The organism is Amycolatopsis samaneae, assembly GCF_039541975.1.
GTDB lineage: Bacteria > Actinomycetota > Actinomycetes > Mycobacteriales > Pseudonocardiaceae > Amycolatopsis > Amycolatopsis samaneae.
Genome location: NZ_BAABHG010000008.1, coordinates 16774 through 34268 on the forward strand (window position 1 = coordinate 16774; position 17495 = coordinate 34268).

The window sequence follows — 17495 nt, forward strand, 5'->3', positions numbered from 1 at the left end:
CAATGTGGCATTCACGGACTGCTCCTCCGGTGGCCGGGATGTGCTGAAGGACGCCTTCGGTGCGCTCGATGCACTGAAGGCGTCCTTCAGCGCGCCCAACGCACTGAAAGCGTCCTTCAGCACCCGGCCCGCACAACAGCGGCGGTGCGTGGCGGCGCTGAAGGAATGAATGGAAGATTCAGGACACCCCGAGGCCCCCTTGCCGAACACGGTACGGGCAGGGACCGACAAGAATCGTCTCCGCAGGCCGTATTGCGCGGGGTGAAGGGCAGTGAAGGTCCCCTTACCAGCGCCCAATGCCGGTAAGGGGGCCTTCACAGCTTCCGGTTCGGGACTGGCGCGGTCATGCGCCCCAATGTGGCGTTCGGTGCGTCCAACGCACCGAACGCCACATTGGGTGCGTTGAGCGCACCCAATGCCACATTGGGGCGTTTGGGCACCCGCGAGGGCGGCACCGATTTCGGGAAGGTCCGTGGGGGCCTCCTTGAGGGACCTGGGCTCCCTCAAGGAGGCCCCCACGGATCACTCGGCGTCGGGGTGGTGGCCGGGCGGGGGCGGCGGGGTCCAGGTGAGATCGTCCTGGGGGAGCAGGGCGGTGGCGCGTTCGGTGGCGGCGAGGTATTCGGCGTGCGCCACCGGATTGTCCGGGCCGCCCGCGGCCATGTACCCGTCGAACTCGAGCGCCTGGGCGGCACTGACGTCGGCGAGCTGCCGCACGAACCGTCCGGTCCGCTGGGTCTGCGCACGCAGCTCGCTGACGTCGACACCGCGACGCTCCAACTTGTCCAGACGGCGCTCGATGTCCTGATGGGACTCCGCGATGCTCATCGCCGCGGCGACCGCGCGGCGCAGCGAATCGGCGTCCGGATGGGGCGGTGCCGGGGTGGTGTCGCCGTCCATCCCCCGACGATACGCCGCGCCCGCGTCTGCCTCAGGTGGCGGCCAGTTCGCGGTCTCCGTTCCACGCGACGTCCAGTGTGGCCAGGATGTCCTCGGGTTCGCCGTCCTCACCGACCTGGCCGTAGTTGAAGACGAAGTACCCCGCCTCGTGGTTGCAGGTGGTGAGCAGCCCGAGTGCCCAGTCGTGCAGCCGTTCCGCGGACCTGTCGTACTCGGGGGATTCGGGATTGACCTCGGCGAAACCGATGAATTCGAAGGCCATGTCTTTGATCGAGGTCTTTCGTTGTTCGTAGGCGAAATAGCCGTACCGCATCTCGTCCCCTAATGGTGTGCTTGTTGCCGCAACTCTATGGGTGATCGCGGCCGTCGTGCCAAGGTGCTTCACCTGAAAGGAGGTCCCATGCCGAGACAAAAGTCGAAACCGCAGGCACAAGGACTTGCAGAGGGGTTACGAAACGCGCGTAGGGCCTGCAAGCTCGCAATGGTCGAAGTGGCTGAAAAGCTTGGATGGTCCCAGTCCACGCTTAGCCGCATCGAAACCGGCTTACGCAACGCTTCGCCTGAAGAGGTTTCAGCGCTTCTCGCGGTTTACAACGTCACAGGCGATCAGAAAGAACGTCTCATGGTTCTCGCTCGCGATATCGATCGGTCAGCCTGGCTGGAAACCCGATACGCGGAGGTACCTGAGCAGGCGAAAACCCTGGCTGCGTTGGAAGCTGACGCCACCAGGATCGTCGGTGCTGCGGTGACACTGATCCCGGGGCTGATGCAGACCCCGACCTATACACGATCGCTGATGAGTGCTGCTGGGGTTGCTCCCGGCGACATCCAAGCACGGGTTGAACTGCGGATGGAACGGCAGAAAGTGCTAGGGGGTGGGAAGCCACCGGCGTACGTGGCCTTCATGGACGAGGCCGTTCTGCATCGTCGGGTTGGTGGGGCAAGGGTCATGGCGGATCAGCTTCGATGGTTGCTCGCGATGGCCGAACGCCCGTCCGTAGAACTGCGAGTAGTTCCTTTTGAGATCGGTGGACACGCTGCGGTCGATGGTGCCTATGTGCTGCTGGATTTCGGTGACGACCGCCCCGTGGTTCACCTGGAGCATCGGGACTCTGGCTTGTTTCTCGATCAGCCCGCCGACGTGGCGCCGTATCTCCGGGCCACGGCGAGCCTGACTATGGCGGCGCTGGATTCTATGCAGTCGGTGCAGATGATTGAGCACCTCCTTGCAAGGTACGGGTGAGTAGACTGGGTGTCATGGACTTCACCTCGGAGAACTGGCGCAAATCCAGCTACAGCGGCACCACGTCGGATTGCGTCGAGGTCGCGTTCGAGGGCTCGGCGGCGGCCGTCCGGGACTCGAAGGACCCGGCCGGGGGTGCGCTCGTCCTCGGCCGGGCCGCCTTCGCCGCGCTAGTCGTCCAGGCTGGCGCGCAGCGAAGCGATCTTCTGCGCGAGTAGTCCGGGTTCGCCCGGCAACACGGTGATGTACCGGTTGCCGGGCGCCCCGGACAGCTCCATGACGACCCGGCCCGAGTCGATGTCGATATAGCTCAGCTGGTCGCGGGCCACCTCGCGCTGCCCGCCCCGTGTCCGCTTCGCCACCGTGAACTGGCCCAGCCCGTAGTACGGCTGGTTGAAGACGTCGTCCAGCATGCGGGCCGTGCGGGTGCGATCTTCGGAGCGTTCGTACCGCCCGTCGCCGCCGTCCGCGCGGAACTCGTCCTGCGGCAAGGAGAACGCCGGGAAGCGGGCAGGGGCGTACTCCGGCAGATTGGCGACCAGCACCTCCGGCGGCTGCTGCCGGTCGGTGACCTCCTTGAGCCACACCCGCTCGCCCGAGCACAGCGCGGTGACCGTGACGCCGCCCGCGACGGCGACCAGGATCCCGATCTGCTCGTCCATGTCGCGGGCGACGGCGAAGTACTCCGACTCCGGCCGGTCGATTGTATGCAGTATGTCCTCGAACTCACCGGTCAGCCGATCACCCCTGGCGAACCCGAACTGCCCGAGTTCCTCCAGTGCCTCCCGGTTGACCTGGTTCGCCGCGGACGGCGGGATGTACCGCAGCCCGCCCGCGAAGATCTGAGGCGGATCGCCGCACCCGGCGTTACGCATCGCGGTCAACACGGTATTCAGCGTGAGCTCCACTGCGCGCGTGAGCACCACGTCACCCTCCCCTTGGCCGTGGTGCTACCTGCGCTGCTCGCCGATGACCGGCGGCGTCGGCTTGACGTCACTGCCGCCGAAGGTCGCGTCGGGATCGGGTTCGAGCAGGTAGGCCGGAGTCTTGTGCTCCTTGTCCTCCTCCTTCTTGCCCTTGCCGCCGGCGCCCGCGCCCATCGGCATCCCGTTCGCGCCCTTGGCACCCGACGGACCACCCGGCACCGCGCCCGGACGCCCACCCGGCACCCGCTCGTTCGGCACCGCGGCCCCGGTACCACGCCCGGCGCCACCCGGCCCCCGGCCCGGCTCGTTCACACCGCCCGAACCGCTCCCGGTCCCACTCCCGCCGCGATAGCCACCGCTGCCACTGCCGCTACCGCCGCCCGGCGTGTACCCGGACCCGTACGGCCCGAACTCGCCGCCACCACCGCCCGAGGTGAAGGGATTGGGCGGCTGCCCGGTCGGCCCGAACTGATAGTTGTTCGACGCCGCAGGCGGCACAATCGGCTTGGGCACGTAGGAATTCGCGTGCGTACCGTCCGGAATGGACGATGAGGACCCCGGCGGCTGCCACCCGCCCGGCTGGCGAGGCTGCTGCCCCGGCTGCCCGTGCTGATCGCCCCCGGTCGTCCCGGTGTTCCCAGTGTTACCCGTGTTCCCGGTGTTTCCCGTGTTGCCGGGCTGCCAGGTCTGCTGTCCCGTTCCGGTGTCCGTCCCGTTTCCGGTGCGGGTGTCCGTGCCGAATCCACGCACCGGCGGCTTGGTGTCCTGGCCGCCCGTGCCCGGCTGCGCCATGCCGATCGATTCCCCGGTGTCCTTCAGCTCGGAATACCGTTCCGGAATACGAAGGTTGTTGTCGCCGCTGGCCGAATGGTAACTGCTGAACGTGTCGATATTGTGCTGACTGTCCGCCTGCCACTGCATCGACTTGGTGAGATAGTCGGCCCGGCTGCCGTCAAGCATATGGATAAGGTCGTCGGACACCATTTGCGGCGGCTGCGCCGGAACCGGCTTCACACTGTTCTTGGCGCTCTGAAACGCCGTCATCTGATCCCCGATAGCCTGCTGCGCATTGGAAAGATGCGTCGAGTCATCCATCGAAGCCTCGACCAACGGTGTGGTCGAATCAGCCGCCGCCTGCCCGGCCCCACCCTGCCACCCAGAGCGCACCTTCTGTTGAAGCGCCGCGACCTTCATCGACCTGTCGGCCAACTTTCCCCCGAGGTCACCGATGAGTTTCTGCGCTTCAGATAGAGAATCGGTTCCTGGGCCGCCGGTGATCTGTTCGTAGATCTGGGCGGGTGTCAAAGGTCCTTCGATGACCATCAATGCCCTCCCTTGATGTTGGCCAGCACCTCACCGGCGACCTTTTTTGCGTACTCACAAGGATCCTTCGTGGCGATATTTCCGGGTGACAAGTTTATGGCTACGTTAAAAGCGTACCTGTCACTTGTTCCGGTGGCGACGGTGCATACTCCTTCGGTTTTGCGTTCGTCCTTCACGCCGTAGGCGATTGCCGGGTAGCCATCGATTGATGGAAGGACTTCAAAGAATTTGAAGTCCTTTTCGCGGTTATTGTAGTAACCGGTAAGGCCCATGGGTTTCGTTGCGCCGATAGGGACCAGGGTTAAAAAGTTAACTGTCACTGCTGCCTGCGAGGAGCCTTTGCGCCAGACGCAGGTTGGCCCAGCCCCAGCCTTGAGATCTGGTTTCGGCGTGGCGTTTTCGCCAAGAAGTTCGTCAACCTGATTGCTATGCAGAGACTCACAGGGCTTCGTCAGGTAGTTGGTGAAGTCGATCGGGGCGGCGACTTTGGGTACCCCCGGCCCAGGAACATCATCGATCGCGCCCGAGGGCGGTTTGCCGCCTGTCTCACCTGCCTGTGAGGGTTGGGCGCTCCCCGGAGTAGTCGTTGAGCAGGCGCTGAGCGCCAGGGCTCCCGCGCCAAGTACGGGTATCAACCAACGGGTGGTCCTGTTCACAGGATTCCTCCGCTCGCCTGCTTGACCTCGTGCGAGCCAGTTTCTTCAGCGGTGGCGTACTTGCCCAGGGCGGTCACATACTTCTCGGTCATGGCCCGGCAGTACTTCTCTCGGTCCTTGTGAGTTTCCATGAGCGCCTTGATGGAGTCGTTGACTCGGTCCGCGTGTCCGGCGCTGGCGTACTCGTTGCCAGGGCCTTTCACTTTGAGCAGTTGAAACTCGAGATTTCGCACGTCTTCCTGGAACTCGTTGGCGAGGTCGGTCCAGTCCTTGACCAGGGAGTGGAGGGTGGCCTCGTCGTACTTGAAGCCGGGGGCGCTGCCGGTGAGGTCGAACTGCCGCTCCAGGGGCACGCCGCCGTAGTTGCCGCCGTCGGGTGGCGCCTCCGGTGCGAACCAGGGGGCATCGCTGCCCGGCGTGTAGACCGGTGGCTGGTCAGTCATGGTGTTGCACCCTCCTCGCCACCAACGTGCACCGCGTGCATGGGCGAGGGCGCCCTGAAGCCGTCGTCATCACTGTGCTCTCCCCGTAGCAGCAGGGCGCTGTCTCCCCGGCACCCTGCGTAGTCCGACGCGGGAGACTCTACCGGAGTTCCCGGGCGGCGTCGCGCAGTCCGCAAGAAGATCCGTACCGGGGTGAATAGCGCTCGGGAATGTCGTGACTAAACGTAATGTCCATTCGGGTGAATGTGTCGCGGAATGGTCGATTTTCCCTGGTGAGAGACCACGTCAATGTGCACACTCAGCGTGATGATTACGCGTAAAGTGACGCTCGCCGCAGCTCTGGTTCTCCCGCTCGTCGTTTCCGGTTGTGCGACCGAAACGGCGCTGAAACCCGCGCCGCAGCCAGTGAAATGGTCGCCCCGGCAGCCTCGTCCGGCCGACCGTGACCCGGCCGCGCTGGCGGAACTGGACAAACTGGACCTGTGCGCGCTGGTCGACCCGGGCATCTACGCGAAGCGCGAGGCGAACGACCAGCCGATCAGTCTCGTGCCCTGGAAGCACGAAAACCGCCGCGAGTGCCGGTTGATGCGTGGTGGCTCGCCACTGCTCACGGTGACCGACGAGGAATCCGCCGACGACAGGGAACGGCGGTACAGCGCGGTGGCCGATCTGGGCGGGATCAAGGGGTACCGGCAGGAACAATGGCGCGACCAGAAGACCGTCGACTGTGTTTACCGCATTCCGGTCAGTTTCCGGCGCGCGATCCGGATCGACCCGTATTTCGGCAGGGCGGAGCAGCCGGGCGGGTGCGACAAGGTCAACGACTTCGCGGCAGCGGCGGCGGCGAAACTGCCGAAGAATCTGGTCTATTCACCGGACGGGCAGGACACCGGAGCGGTCGGTGCCTGTGCGGACTGGCTGGTCCCGAGTCGTGGCGAGGACTGCGATCCGGCCGTTCCGGTCCCCGTTCCCCAGGAGCCCGACAAGATTCTCGCGGCGGGCGCCACCGATTCCCAGGTCGAGTGCGCGGTGTTCGCCGACGCCGTCGCCCGGGTGTTCGGGCCCGGCCTCCGGCCGGTGGCGACGCCGGGCGCGTGCTACTTCGTCGAGCCGCCGCACCGGGTGCAGATCGAGGTGGGGGCCCTTGCGCCCGCCGATCCGCCGGAGATGTTCGGGGTGGATCCGGCGGAGTGGAGGGAGCGAAAGGTCACCTCGCTGCACGACATGGCCACGGTGACCTTCGAGTCCCAGCGCGGCGACGAGTTCTCCGTCTACACCTCGCCGCACAACGACCTCGCGTCGCGCGCACATCTCAGGCTCCGGGTCAAGGCCGAACCCGAACGCGGGATCACCTTGGCGGGCCTGGTGAACACAGTGTCCGAAGTGGACAAGGTGCGGGCGGTCGAGACCATGGTGCGGGTGCTCGACCAGCACTTCACCTGGTGCTCACGGAGTGGGGGAGCAGGCTGTTGAGCCGACGGTGACGCTGCCGCTGATCCCTGACTCCGGCGTGAACTCGATGCGCAGCATGGTCAGGCTGATGCTGCCGTCGCCGGGCAGGGTCTGGGTGTTGAACACCGCGTTCGCGAGCACGGTGCCGCCGGACTTCGTCAGCGGCTTCGTGTAGTTGGCCGGCATCGGCGACGGCAGGCCGGTGATGCCGCTGAGGCCGCCGAAGGTCCAGTTCGCGTTCGTCTGCGTCTGGGTGGCCGTGCAGGTCACCTCGTAGTTGCGGATCCTGATCCGCGGGCCGCCGAGGCTGACCAGCGCGGACAGTTCGAAGTTCGTCCCGGTGGCCTTCGACGTCGTGGTCGTGACGTCGTTCGCGGGATCGGTGACCGTGGTGGTGCACGACGAGGTACCGCCGCCGAAGCTGACGCCGGGCTTGGTCACCAGTCCGGACGACGCGCTCGTCGGGCCTTCGACGGCGCAGGGGGCCAGTGCCGGGATCGTGCTCGTGGTCCCGGCCTTGGTGAACCCGGCCGAGCCCAGCGAGGCGACGCCCGCCGGGTTCTGCGCGTGGGCGGGGAGGGTGCCGGCGGCCAGTCCGGCCACCAGCAACGCGGTGAGTGCGCCTGCCCGCTTCGTGATCGTGCTGCGCATGTCGTGTCCTCCTCGTTCGCCCTGCGCGTACGAGGTGAATATCCACGCGCTCGCCGCGGCTGTTGCGTTTCGGCGTGATGTGTCACTCGTTCGTGCGGGACGTCCACCCGATCGCAAATGCGGTCGTGTATTCAGATACAGGTCTGTATCTTGACGGCATGCCGACCTACCGCGTGATCGTCCGGGGCAAATTCGACCGGCCGGACGAGCCGACCCGTGCCCGGCTGCTCGCCGCCGAACAGCCCGAAATGGCGTTCACCGAAGCGGGTTCGCTGTCCTACAACCACCACCTCGCGAGCTTCGGCTTCCGGATCACCGTGCACGTCGGGCCGGGGGAGGAGGCCGAGCGCGAGGCGCGGGACCAGGCCGAGCTCAGGGCCATGGAAGTGCTGGAGGAACACCGCTACCCGTACCGGGATCTCGAATCCACCGCGACCTGCATGGACGACATCAAGATCAAGCGGCGCCGCTGACGCCGGGTGATCGGCGCCATTTCAGGTCAGCTCGCGATAAAGGGGCTGGGTTCGCCGGTATGGGACACGTAAAGCGCATCCCGGGCACGAGTGGACGCCACGAACAGCAGGCAGCGCTCACGCTGGGTGTCCTGAGCGTGGGTAGCCGCGTCCTCCTCCACAGTGGTGACGGCGGCTGGGTGGGGGACGGTGTCCCGGTCGACGCCGACGACGGCGCCGCATTGGAATTCCAGCCCCTTCATGCCGGCCATGGTCTCCACCCGCACGCCATTCTTGCCTGAAGTCGCTATGCCAGCCGCCTTGAGCGCGTCGCGGACGGTTTTCCGCATCGCTTTCGTCCGGGCGGCGACGCCGATGGCGTGTGCTTCGATGCCTTGGTCGAGCCACCCGTTGACCTGCTGGACGAGCCCGTCCAGCTCGGCGTCGCGGTCGGGGTAGGGGTGGATCACGGGGCGTCGTCCGTGCAAGGACGACTGATAGCCGTCGAGTGTGTCGGGTTCGTCGTCGAGACCCATGACGTCCTTGGCGTTCAGCACGCCGACCGACCACTGGAGGATCTCCTGCGTCGTCCGGTAGCCGACCGTCAGCCGCTTGCTGCGGCCTCTGACGTTGATGCCGAGGCTGCCCAGAGAGACCCGGTTGTCGTAGATGCGCTGATTGGGGTCGCTGACGATGAACAGGTTGTCTGGCTGATCACCGACCAGATTCCGCAGCAGCCGCCACTGGGTGGGGTGCAGGTCCTGGCCTTCGTCGACGAGCACGTGCAGGTATGGCGGCCGGTTCTGTCCGGCGAGAATCCTGGCCGCGTCGGCGACCACCTGGGTGTGCAGACGCTGGCCGACGCTCTTGAGCTGGTCCAGCGCGTGGGCGATCCCTTTCCACACCGTTTCCTTGGGAACGCTGAGCCGCTTCGACCGTCCCTTGCGTACGCAGGTCAGGTAGGCGTCGCGATCCGCGAGGTCCTGCGCCATGACGACCTGTTCCCATTCGCTTTCCAGGAACTTCCCGGAGACGGCTTCGTTGATGTGCTTCGCCGCGTTGTGCCACAGCCGGGTCTTGGCATGATCGTGAATGATGTCCGGTGGGCTGCCCTCCTCCTCCCGCACGATGTCGTAGGCGACCTTGTGCACCGTCGAGACCCTGATCCGCGACAGGATCGATTCGTCGTCAATGAGTCGGCCGAGCTGCTCCTTTAGCGCGTCGACCAGATTGTTCGTGAAGGTGGTCATCAGGATGGCCGGGCCTTCACCAGGCGGCAGCTTCTTCGCGAGGAACACCGCCCGGTGCAGCGCGGTGACGGTTTTGCCCGTGCCGGCACCGCCGGTGACCAGCGCCGGACCGCTGTAGAAGTCCCGATGAGCGATGTTCCCCTGCCGTTCGTGCAGGAAGATCCGCCACAGCGCGAACGGATTTGCCAGCATCCCGGCCAGATCCTCCGGCCCGGTGACCGGGGCGAACCGGTCCGGGGTGCGGTGAATCGCGGCGGTCAGATCCGTCGGATCGATCCCGGGTTCCGGCTTCTCGTCGACGAGCTGGCTGCACAACTGCTGCCAGACTTCGTCCGGGGAATACCCCGCCGCCAAGAGGAACAGCGCGTTGTACTGCGGTTCGGGGAGCAAGGTGGCCAACGGATCGAGGTGCTCGTCGGACACCATGATGCGGACCAGCGGCAGCACCTCGGCATCGATACCGAGCCTGACCAGCTGGCTGTCCTTGACGTGGTCGAACAGCCGGGTCTCAGTCTCCTGCGAGGAGTTCCTGATAGCGGGTTCGAGCTGGTCGATCGCCGCTTGATCCCGTACTTCGAAGACTCCGAAAGCTTGGTTCACGCTGAACCGCTTACTGGTCGCGTAACGGTTGGCCTTGTCGTGCGGCAACACCGTGAGCAGGGTGTACTCGTCGCCCGTCTCCGGGGCGAGGACGATGCCACGCCAGAAGTCGTTGATCCTGATCGTGCGTACGAGCGGGTCGATCGAGCCTTGCAGCTTCTCGAGGTGCAGCCCAGCGTGCGTGTGGAAGGGGAAGCGGCTCAACGCGTTGTCGACCAAACGCTGTACGGGCTTCTCCAGCTTGACGTAGGCCGCCAGAAAGTCCTTGGCGATGTTCAGACGTGCCACAGTGTCCCCTTGCGTCCCCTCGATCTCGTAACGGCCTGGGTTGACGTTACGACCTCTCAGTCACGCATGGTATCCAGGTATGAGAATTGTGTGGGCGGTTCGGGGAGGGCGGAGTGAGTATGAGCGACCGGGCGGTTGCTGTTCCCGCACCGGGGCAGCTGGTGACGGTACGAAATCGGCAGTGGGTGGCGGCGGATGTTGCGAGAGGCGCAGTCACCAGCAGTGATCCGCATGTTCTCTCCGCCCGCGCGTCGCATCTGGTGACGCTGGCCAGCATCGAGGACGATGCACACGACGAGGAACTCCGCGTAGTCTGGGAGCTGGAGCCCGGCACGTTGATCCACGACTCTACGGTGCTGCCTAGTCCAGAACATGGCTTCGACGATCCCACCGAGCTGGCCGCGTTCCTGCACGCTGTGCGCTGGGGCGCCATCGCTTCCGCGGACACCACTGCCTTGCAGGCACCGTTCCGATCCGGCATTCAGATCGAGGACTACCAGCTCGATCCGGTTGTTCGTGCCCTGTCCATGCCGAGGACGAACCTGCTCATCGCCGACGACGTAGGGCTGGGGAAGACCGTTGAAGCGGGCTTGGTCATCCAGGAGCTCTTCCTCCGGCACCGAGCACGCACTATGCTGATCGTCTGCCCAGCCGGGCTGACATTCCAGTGGCGTGACGAAATGCGGGACAAGTTCGGGCTCGACTTCCGAATCGTCGACGCCGGACTGCTGAAGCAGCTCCGCCGCCAGCGCGGGCTGTACGTCAATCCGTGGACGCACTATCCGCGGTTGATCGTCAGCGTCGACTGGCTCAAGAGGGAACGGCCGATGCGGCTGCTCCGGGAGGTGCTGCCGCCCACGCCGCGTTATCCGCGCGCCTTCGACCTGCTGCTGGTCGACGAGGTGCACAACTGTGCGCCATCAGGGCGGGGCAAGTATGCGGTGGATTCGTTGCGGACCAAGGCGATCCGCGCGCTCGCGCCGCATTGCGAGCATCGGCTGTTCCTGTCGGCGACGCCGCACAACGGGTACCTGGAGTCCTTCACCGCGTTGCTGGAGATGCTGGATGACCAGCGGTTCGCCCGCGGGGTGAAGCCGGCCGACGATCAGCTCGCCAAGATCATGATCCGGCGACTGAAGAGCACGCTGCCGAAAAACTGGGACGGTACGAACCGATTTCCTCGTCGTGAGATCCGGTACCTGGAACTGGACTATTCACCGGAGGACCGGGCGGCGCACGCCCTGCTCGCCCGGTATGCCGAGAGCCGGAAGGCCACCGCGGCGATGGACAAGGCGTCGAGGTCCGCGGCGGACTTCGTCACCACGCTGCTGAAGCGTCGCATGTTCTCCTCGCCGAAAGCGCTTGCCGAGACGGTGAAGAAACATCTCGAAACCATGGCCGGCCGGGAGGAACGAACCGGGGGCAGGCAGGTACTGCTGCCGCTGATCGAGCGCCTCGACGAGACTGCCGAGGACGACGCCGCCTACGCCGAGGCGGAGGCGGCCGCGCTCAGCGCGGTGCGTGGCTGCGCACCACCGCTGACTTCCGCCGAACGGGGGATGCTGGACGAGCTCCAGAACTGGGCCGAAGCCGCGATCGACCGGCCGGACGCCAAGATCCACCAGCTTCGAGGCTGGCTGGACCCGATCGTGCGGCCCGATGGCGAGTGGGGGCCGGAGCGCGTCATCGTGTTCACCGAGTATCGCGACACCCAGCGCTGGCTGTATCAGCAGCTGATTCAGGCGGGATACCCGAAGGAGCGGCTGGAACTGCTCTACGGCGGCCAGGACGAGAAGAAACGCGAAGAGGTCAAGACCAGGTTCACTGCGGAGCCTGAACTCGACGACGTACGAGTCCTGATCGCCACCGACGCCGCGAGCGAGGGCATCAACCTCCAGGACCAGTGCCACCGGATCCTGCACTGGGAAATCCCCTGGAACCCGAACCGGCTCGAACAGCGCAACGGCCGGGTCGATCGGCACGGACAGCGAGCGGACGAGGTGGAGGTGCGGCACTTCGTGCCCGCGGGCTGGGAAACCGCGAGTTTCGGGGAGGGGTCCCTCGAAGACGAGCTGGACTTTCTGCGCATCGCGGTGGAGAAGGTCGAGCAGATCCGGGAGGACCTCGGGAGCGCGGGTGAGGTCATCTCCGCGCAGGTTGAGCGCAAGATGCTCGGCGAGCAGTCCGGCTGGGTGATGGCGGACACCGAGATCAGGAAACGCGCGTCGCGGGCGCGGCTGAAGGTGGAACGCGACCTGGCCCGCGACCTCCAGCGACTGACCGAGACCTTGGCCGGAAGCCGTACCGAGCTGGACTTGACGCCGGAGACAGTGGAGCAGGTGGTGCGGACGGCGCTGCGACTGGCCCATCGCCGCGAGCTGGAGCCCGCGACCCCGCCAAAGGGCTTTTCCGCACCGGTCTTCCGCTTGCCGGAGTTGCCAGGGGCCTGGGCTTCGGCGCGGAACTCCGGGCTTTATCACGCCTTGACCGGCAAAGAACGGCTGGTGACCTTCGACCAGGACGCGGTCGCTGGCCGGCACGACGTCGTGTTGCTGCATCTCGGCCATCAGCTGGTGCAGATGTGCCTGCGGTTGCTCCGCGCGGAGCTGTGGGCCCAGGCGCGCGCCGACGGCGGTCCGAGGGGCAAGCTCAGCCGGGTGACAGCCAGGGTCGTGCCCGGCGATCGCCTGCTGCTGCCCGCGGTGGTGGCGCATGGCCGGGTCGTCGTCACCGGCGCGGAGGGAACCCGGTTGCACGAAGAGGTCATGGCCGCGGGGGGCGTGATCGATCAAGGGAAGTTGCGTCGGGCCACGGCCGACGAACTGACGGGCTGGCTTGCCGCGGCGTCGACCGAAGCGGTGCCTGACGAGCTGCATGCCCGCTTCGACGAGCTCTGGCCCGAGCTGAGCGATCCGCTCGCGAAGCTTCTCGCCCGGCGCGCGGCGGATCGGACGAGGAGCATGGAGGCGTTGCTGCGCAAGCGGTGCGACGAGGAGGTCACCGGGATCGGTGTCGTACTCGACGAGCTCGTACAGTCGATCCGTGAAGCGCTCGATGCCACCGACCATTGGCAGCAGGGCAGCCTGTTCAACCTCGACGACGAGCGGGATCAGCTGCACGCGGACCACGAGGCGCTGCTGGCCCGTTTGGAGGCCATCCCCGACCAGCGGGAGGACGAGATCGCGGCGTTGCGGCGACGGTACGCCGACCCGGTGGCGCGCTGGTTCCCCGCCGCGGTCGAATTCCTCGTCCCCGAGTCGATCGTGAAGGGTATGCGTTGATGGCCGCCGCGAAGCCGAGGATTCCGCGTCCGCCGAGCGTGGCGGAACAGCACGCGGAATGGCTTTCCCTGGTACGCCCGGAAGGTCCGTTCCTCGCCCTCCCCGTGCTCGCGGACGCGCTTCCGCAAGGGCTTGAGGAAATCCCGAAGGAGACTCGCGCCCGGGTACGGCAGGGCTGGGCGGAACTGGCCGCGGCGCCGGACCTCCTCGGACCGCGCTGGCAGGAGCTGATCCTGACCGAAGTCCTTCGCTACCCGAAAGCGATGATCCAGGACAATGCGGTGTCGTCCGCGGACTTTCGCGGGCTTCGGCCCGACGCGCTGCTCAGTCAGGGCGGGGCGACCAGGATGCATCTCTACCGGCGCTCCTTCGACGAGCCGCTGACGACCGCTGTACACGGCCGACCCGCGTTGTCGGAGCGAGCGGCGCAGGTCTGTCGTGATGCGCGGGTGCCGCTCGCGCTGCTCACCAACGGCCGCCTGTGGGTGCTGGTGCACGCCCGGCCCGGTGAGACCACCAGTACCGCGGTGTTCGACGCGGACCTGTGGTCGGAAGAACCGGCCTTGCCGCGAGCGTTGGCTTCGCTCTGTGCGGCAACCCGAGTGTTGCCCGCGCCAACCCACGCGGACGGTACGCACTCCACCAGTCTGGCCGGCCTTTTCGCCCGCAGCGCTGAGGAACACGCGCACGTCACGACGACGCTGGGCAACCAGGTGCGGCAGGCCGTCGAGCTGCTCGTCGCCGAGATCGCCTTCCGGGACCGGGAAAGCGGTGGAGCCCTGCTGGCCGATGTGCCGGAACGGGAGATCTACCGCGGCGCGTTGACGGTGTTGATGCGTCTCGTGTTCCTGCTGTCCGCCGAGGAACAGCGGCTGCTGCCGGTCACGGACCCGATTTACGCGCTCGGCTATGCGGTTTCGACGCTGCACGAGCAGCTGACGGCCGATCGGAGCCGGTACGGCGACGAGGTGGCCGACCGTAGCCGGGCGGCATGGCCACGGCTGTTAGCACTCTTCGTCGCGATCCACGGGGGCTGTGAGCATCCGGATCTGCGGATTCCTGCGTACGGTGGTTCGCTGTTCGACCCGCGCCGCTACCCGTGGCTGGCCGCGGTCGAGGTCAGTGATCAGGTGATGCACGAGATTCTGGACGCGCTGCTGGTGCTCAAGCATCGAGGCAAAGCACCCGAGCAGCTGAGCTATGCCCGGCTCGGGGTCGAACAGATCGGGCACGTGTACGAGGGCTTGTTGGAGTTCTCGTGCAAGAAGGTCGCTGAGCCGTACATCGGGTTGCGAGGCAAGCTGGAGCCGGAGCTGCCGCTGAGCGAGGTGGAAGCTCTTCTCGGACAGGATCAGCTGCGGACTCGATGCGATGCGACGCCGAAGCAGTTCGACAAGTGGCTGGCGGCGGAACCGACGCTGGATCAGATGGCCGACCTTCGAGCGGCGTTCGACAACGACGACGCGCTCGCCGAGCGCGCGCGTCCGTTCTGGGGGCTCTTGCGCGAGGACCTGCGTGGCAAGCCGACCGTGTTCCCGGCGGGGTCCGTGCTGTTCACCCAGGTCGGCGATCGACGGTCGACGGGCACGCACTACACGCCGCGGAAGCTCGCAGAAGAGGTCGTCGAGCACACCTTGGCACCGCTGTGTTTCGATCCTGGGCCGGCGCAGGGTGCCGAGCCCGCCGACTGGCGGGTGAAGCCCGCCGCGGACCTCTTGAAGCTCAACGTGGTGGACCCGGCGATGGGGTCCGGTGCCTTTCTCGTCTCGGCTTGTCGCTATCTCGCCGAACGGCTCGTGCAAGCGTGGGATCGGGATGGCGTACCCGACGAGGTCGCCACGTTGCTCGACGACAAGGACGATCGCGAGGGGCTGTTGCTCGGTGCGCGGCGGCTCGTCGCGGCGCGTTGCCTGTATGGCGTCGATCGTGATGACATGGCCGTCGAGCTGGCGAAGCTGTCGTTGTGGCTGGTCACGCTGGCCAAGGACAAGCCGTTCGGCTTCCTGGATCACGCGTTGCGGTGTGGGGATTCGCTGATCGGCTTGCTCAACGAGCGGCAGCTCGTGTCGTTTCACCTCGACGCGTCGAGTGGGCAGAGCGCGGGGACGGACCTGTTCCGGTACCTCAACGAACGAATCGATCTCGTGCTCTCGGACGTTGTTTCCCTGCGCCAGGAAATCGAGGCCAGCGTTGTGCAGGACGCGCGGGACGCGGCCGAGAAGGCGGAGCTGCTGGCTAACGCGGAGTGGCTGACGCGGAAGCTGCGGATCGCCGCCGATGCGGTGGTGGGCGCGGCACTGTCCACTGTGGTCAAGAGTGGGCCGTGGTATGAGGATGATCCGGCCGAGGAGATTGCCTACGAACGCCGGCTCGACGGCATCGCCGACAGCGTCGATGCGTTGCTGCACGAGGAGGATTCGGATTCCGCGGTCGAACGGGAGCTAAAGAGGATCATCGGCGAGTGGTTGCGTGGGCCGCGACCTGAGCCGATCCGGCCGCTGCACTGGCCGCTGGAGTTTCCCGAGGTGATGGGCAACGGTGGCTGCTTCGATGCTGTCGTGGGCAACCCACCGTTCATCGGCGGTAAGCGGGTCAGTGGTGCGGTAGGCAAGGATGTCCGGGAGTACCTGAAGACGTACGTCGGCAGGGACAAGCCGGGGAATGCCGATCTTTGCTCGTATTTCCTGCTGCGGAATGTCGAGGTTGCGTCCGAGGGCAGGATTGGCATCATCGCCACGAACACGATTGCGCAGGGTGACACTCGCGAAGTCGGTCTCGATCAGATCGTGGAACGGGGTCGGAGCGTCTATCGCGCGGTGAAATCCCAGCCATGGCCGGGGACGGCATCACTGGAGGTTTCCTTGGTCTGGGTGGGGGAAACCAAGCTTGGCGAAGTTATCCTGCTCGACGGCCGCCAGGTCCACGCCATCACCCCCTCGCTCGATCCTAGGTCACGGGTGTCTGGTAACCCTTACCGGTTGGTCGCCAATGCGGATCAGTCGTTCCAGGGTTCACTGGTTCTGGATAGTGACTATTTTGCCTTGACATCAGACTCTGCTCGCAATTTTATTGCCGCAGATTCCCGTAATCACGAGATCCTGTTTCCATATTTGAACGGCGAAGATCTAAACTCTTCCCCGGATTGCTCTGCAAGTAGATGGGTAATTAACTTTCATGATCGAAGCCTGAGGGATGCCCAGTCTTATCGACGGGTGTTCGAGTATGCTGAAGTAACTGTCAAGCCTGTGCGCGCTAAAAGGTCGAACAATTCATACCCGGGCCTAGCGGATCGCTGGTGGCAGTATTGGAGAATTCGCAAAGAGCTTTATGATGCAATCGCTGGACTCGATCGGGTTCTAGCTGTCGCGTTAGTTGGAAAGACCGCACTTCCGATGTGGGTGCCGAGGAGGCAAGTCTTCTCGCATAAGCTCGGCATCTTCGCAGTCGGCAAGTCGGCACACTTGACCCTATTGTCCAGCGCGCTGCATAGTTTCTGGGCATGGAGGCGGTCGTCCACTTTGGAGACTCGTCTGAACTACTCGCTCTCCGATGTCTTCGAGACGTTTCCGCAGCCGGTGTTGACGGAGCGGATGGATCGGGTTGGGGAGGAACTGGACACGTTCCGGCGGTCAGTGATGCTGGAACGACAGCTCGGCCTGACCAAGCTGTACAACCTGGTGCACAACGAGTCCAACCAGGACAGTGACATCATCCGGTTGCGGGAGATCCACACCGAGGTCGACCTCTCCACCGCCGAGGCCTACGGCTGGACGGACCTCGACCTCGGCCACAGCTTCCATCAGACCCGTCAGGGCCAGCGATTCACCATCGCCCCGGATGCCCAGACCGAGATCCTTGACAGGCTGCTCGAACTCAACTTCGAGCGCCACGCCGAGGAGGAGCGTCAGGGTCTGCACCGCAAGAAGAAGACCAAACCCAAGCGCACCAAGAAAACCGTCGAGCAGCAGCAACCGTTGGATGGCCTCTTCGCGCCGGATGGTTCGCTCTTCTGAGCGAGCCCGGCGGGGGA

General features: G+C 65.5%; 15 protein-coding genes. 7 read left to right on the plus strand and 8 right to left on the minus strand.

The genetic code is table 11. The features are described 5' to 3' along the window. Nucleotides 1-4 precede the first annotated feature (4 nt). Nucleotides 5-169, plus strand: coding sequence for a hypothetical protein (locus tag ABD987_RS21400; RefSeq protein ID WP_345396302.1), 165 nt, complete (start codon nucleotides 5-7; stop codon nucleotides 167-169). A 353-nt stretch (nucleotides 170-522) separates the two neighbouring features. Here the strand turns inward: ABD987_RS21400 and ABD987_RS21405 are convergent, their stop codons facing one another. Then, entirely contained in the window at nucleotides 523-900 is a 378-nt protein-coding gene (locus ABD987_RS21405; RefSeq protein WP_345396305.1) for a hypothetical protein, read from the minus strand. 31 nt (nucleotides 901-931) lie between these two features. Next, a complete protein-coding gene (locus tag ABD987_RS21410; RefSeq protein ID WP_345396308.1) occupies nucleotides 932-1213 on the minus strand; it encodes a hypothetical protein in 282 nt (93 codons plus the stop codon). An 87-nt stretch (nucleotides 1214-1300) separates the two neighbouring features. Here ABD987_RS21410 and ABD987_RS21415 point away from each other — a divergent pair, with 87 nt between their 5' ends. Together ABD987_RS21415 and ABD987_RS21420 are read left to right on the plus strand one after the other, a co-directional pair. Then, nucleotides 1301-2143: a helix-turn-helix domain-containing protein gene (locus tag ABD987_RS21415; RefSeq protein ID WP_345396311.1), complete on the plus strand. Its 843-nt coding sequence runs from the start codon at nucleotides 1301-1303 to the stop codon at nucleotides 2141-2143. Nucleotides 2144-2157: 14 nt separating this feature from the next. After that, nucleotides 2158-2361, plus strand: a complete 204-nt coding sequence (locus ABD987_RS21420) for a DUF397 domain-containing protein (RefSeq protein ID WP_345396317.1) — start codon at nucleotides 2158-2160, stop codon at nucleotides 2359-2361. Here the strand turns inward: ABD987_RS21420 and ABD987_RS21425 are convergent. Genes ABD987_RS21425 through ABD987_RS21440 form a run of 4 tightly spaced genes read right to left on the minus strand, consistent with a single transcriptional unit; the run spans nucleotide 2314 to nucleotide 5491 of the window. Next, a complete protein-coding gene (locus ABD987_RS21425) occupies nucleotides 2314-3069 on the minus strand; it encodes an ESX secretion-associated protein EspG (protein WP_345396320.1) in 756 nt (251 codons plus the stop codon). The two genes, ABD987_RS21420 and ABD987_RS21425, sit on opposite strands and share 48 nt — an antisense overlap. A gap of 24 nt (nucleotides 3070-3093) precedes the next feature. Then, on the minus strand, nucleotides 3094-4392 hold the full coding sequence (locus ABD987_RS21430) for a PPE domain-containing protein (protein WP_345396323.1): 1299 nt from the start codon (nucleotides 4390-4392) through the stop codon (nucleotides 3094-3096). Further along, the gene (locus ABD987_RS21435; protein WP_345396326.1) at nucleotides 4392-5048 is read right to left on the minus strand and encodes a DUF3558 domain-containing protein; all 657 of its coding nucleotides are present in this window, start codon (nucleotides 5046-5048) and stop codon (nucleotides 4392-4394) included. The genes ABD987_RS21430 and ABD987_RS21435 overlap by 1 nt, the downstream gene beginning before the upstream one ends. Continuing rightward, nucleotides 5045-5491 (minus strand): hypothetical protein, encoded by a 447-nt coding sequence (locus ABD987_RS21440; RefSeq protein ID WP_345396329.1) that lies wholly within the window; start codon nucleotides 5489-5491, stop codon nucleotides 5045-5047. The genes ABD987_RS21435 and ABD987_RS21440 overlap by 4 nt, the downstream gene beginning before the upstream one ends. A 306-nt stretch (nucleotides 5492-5797) precedes the next feature. Between ABD987_RS21440 and ABD987_RS21445 the strand changes: the two genes are divergently transcribed. Continuing rightward, nucleotides 5798-6964, plus strand: coding sequence for a hypothetical protein (locus ABD987_RS21445; RefSeq protein ID WP_345396332.1), 1167 nt, complete (start codon nucleotides 5798-5800; stop codon nucleotides 6962-6964). Here the strand turns inward: ABD987_RS21445 and ABD987_RS21450 are convergent. Next, nucleotides 6938-7594, minus strand: coding sequence for a hypothetical protein (locus ABD987_RS21450; RefSeq protein WP_345396335.1), 657 nt, complete (start codon nucleotides 7592-7594; stop codon nucleotides 6938-6940). The genes ABD987_RS21445 and ABD987_RS21450 overlap by 27 nt on opposite strands. Nucleotides 7595-7752: 158 nt before the next feature. Here ABD987_RS21450 and ABD987_RS21455 point away from each other — a divergent pair, with 158 nt between their 5' ends. After that, nucleotides 7753-8067, plus strand: coding sequence for a DUF6204 family protein (locus ABD987_RS21455; RefSeq protein ID WP_345396338.1), 315 nt, complete (start codon nucleotides 7753-7755; stop codon nucleotides 8065-8067). A gap of 26 nt (nucleotides 8068-8093) precedes the next feature. Here the strand turns inward: ABD987_RS21455 and ABD987_RS21460 are convergent, their stop codons facing one another. After that, nucleotides 8094-10184, minus strand: coding sequence for a UvrD-helicase domain-containing protein (locus tag ABD987_RS21460; protein ID WP_345396341.1), 2091 nt, complete (start codon nucleotides 10182-10184; stop codon nucleotides 8094-8096). Nucleotides 10185-10303: 119 nt separating this feature from the next. Between ABD987_RS21460 and drmD the strand changes: the two genes are divergently transcribed. Both drmD and ABD987_RS21470 read left to right on the plus strand, forming a co-directional pair. Further along, complete coding sequence (gene drmD / locus ABD987_RS21465; RefSeq protein WP_345396344.1) at nucleotides 10304-13465, plus strand: DISARM system SNF2-like helicase DrmD; 3162 nt, start codon at nucleotides 10304-10306, stop codon at nucleotides 13463-13465. Next, the gene (locus ABD987_RS21470; protein WP_345396347.1) at nucleotides 13465-17478 is read left to right on the plus strand and encodes an Eco57I restriction-modification methylase domain-containing protein; all 4014 of its coding nucleotides are present in this window, start codon (nucleotides 13465-13467) and stop codon (nucleotides 17476-17478) included. The genes drmD and ABD987_RS21470 overlap by 1 nt, the downstream gene beginning before the upstream one ends. The last annotated feature ends 17 nt before the right edge of the window (nucleotides 17479-17495 follow it).

Coding starts and splice junctions, on each gene's coding strand:
- ABD987_RS21415 (WP_345396311.1), top strand. CDS start 1,301: ATGCCGAGACAAAAGTCGAAACCGCAGGCACAAGGACTTGCAGAGGGG.
- ABD987_RS21455 (WP_345396338.1), top strand. CDS start 7,753: ATGCCGACCTACCGCGTGATCGTCCGGGGCAAATTCGACCGGCCGGAC.
- ABD987_RS21430 (WP_345396323.1), bottom strand. CDS start 4,392: ATGGTCATCGAAGGACCTTTGACACCCGCCCAGATCTACGAACAGATC.
- drmD (WP_345396344.1), top strand. CDS start 10,304: ATGAGCGACCGGGCGGTTGCTGTTCCCGCACCGGGGCAGCTGGTGACG.
- ABD987_RS21450 (WP_345396335.1), bottom strand. CDS start 7,594: ATGCGCAGCACGATCACGAAGCGGGCAGGCGCACTCACCGCGTTGCTG.
- ABD987_RS21470 (WP_345396347.1), top strand. CDS start 13,465: ATGGCCGCCGCGAAGCCGAGGATTCCGCGTCCGCCGAGCGTGGCGGAA.
- ABD987_RS21405 (WP_345396305.1), bottom strand. CDS start 900: ATGGACGGCGACACCACCCCGGCACCGCCCCATCCGGACGCCGATTCG.
- ABD987_RS21420 (WP_345396317.1), top strand. CDS start 2,158: ATGGACTTCACCTCGGAGAACTGGCGCAAATCCAGCTACAGCGGCACC.
- ABD987_RS21410 (WP_345396308.1), bottom strand. CDS start 1,213: ATGCGGTACGGCTATTTCGCCTACGAACAACGAAAGACCTCGATCAAA.
- ABD987_RS21445 (WP_345396332.1), top strand. CDS start 5,798: ATGATTACGCGTAAAGTGACGCTCGCCGCAGCTCTGGTTCTCCCGCTC.
- ABD987_RS21440 (WP_345396329.1), bottom strand. CDS start 5,491: ATGACTGACCAGCCACCGGTCTACACGCCGGGCAGCGATGCCCCCTGG.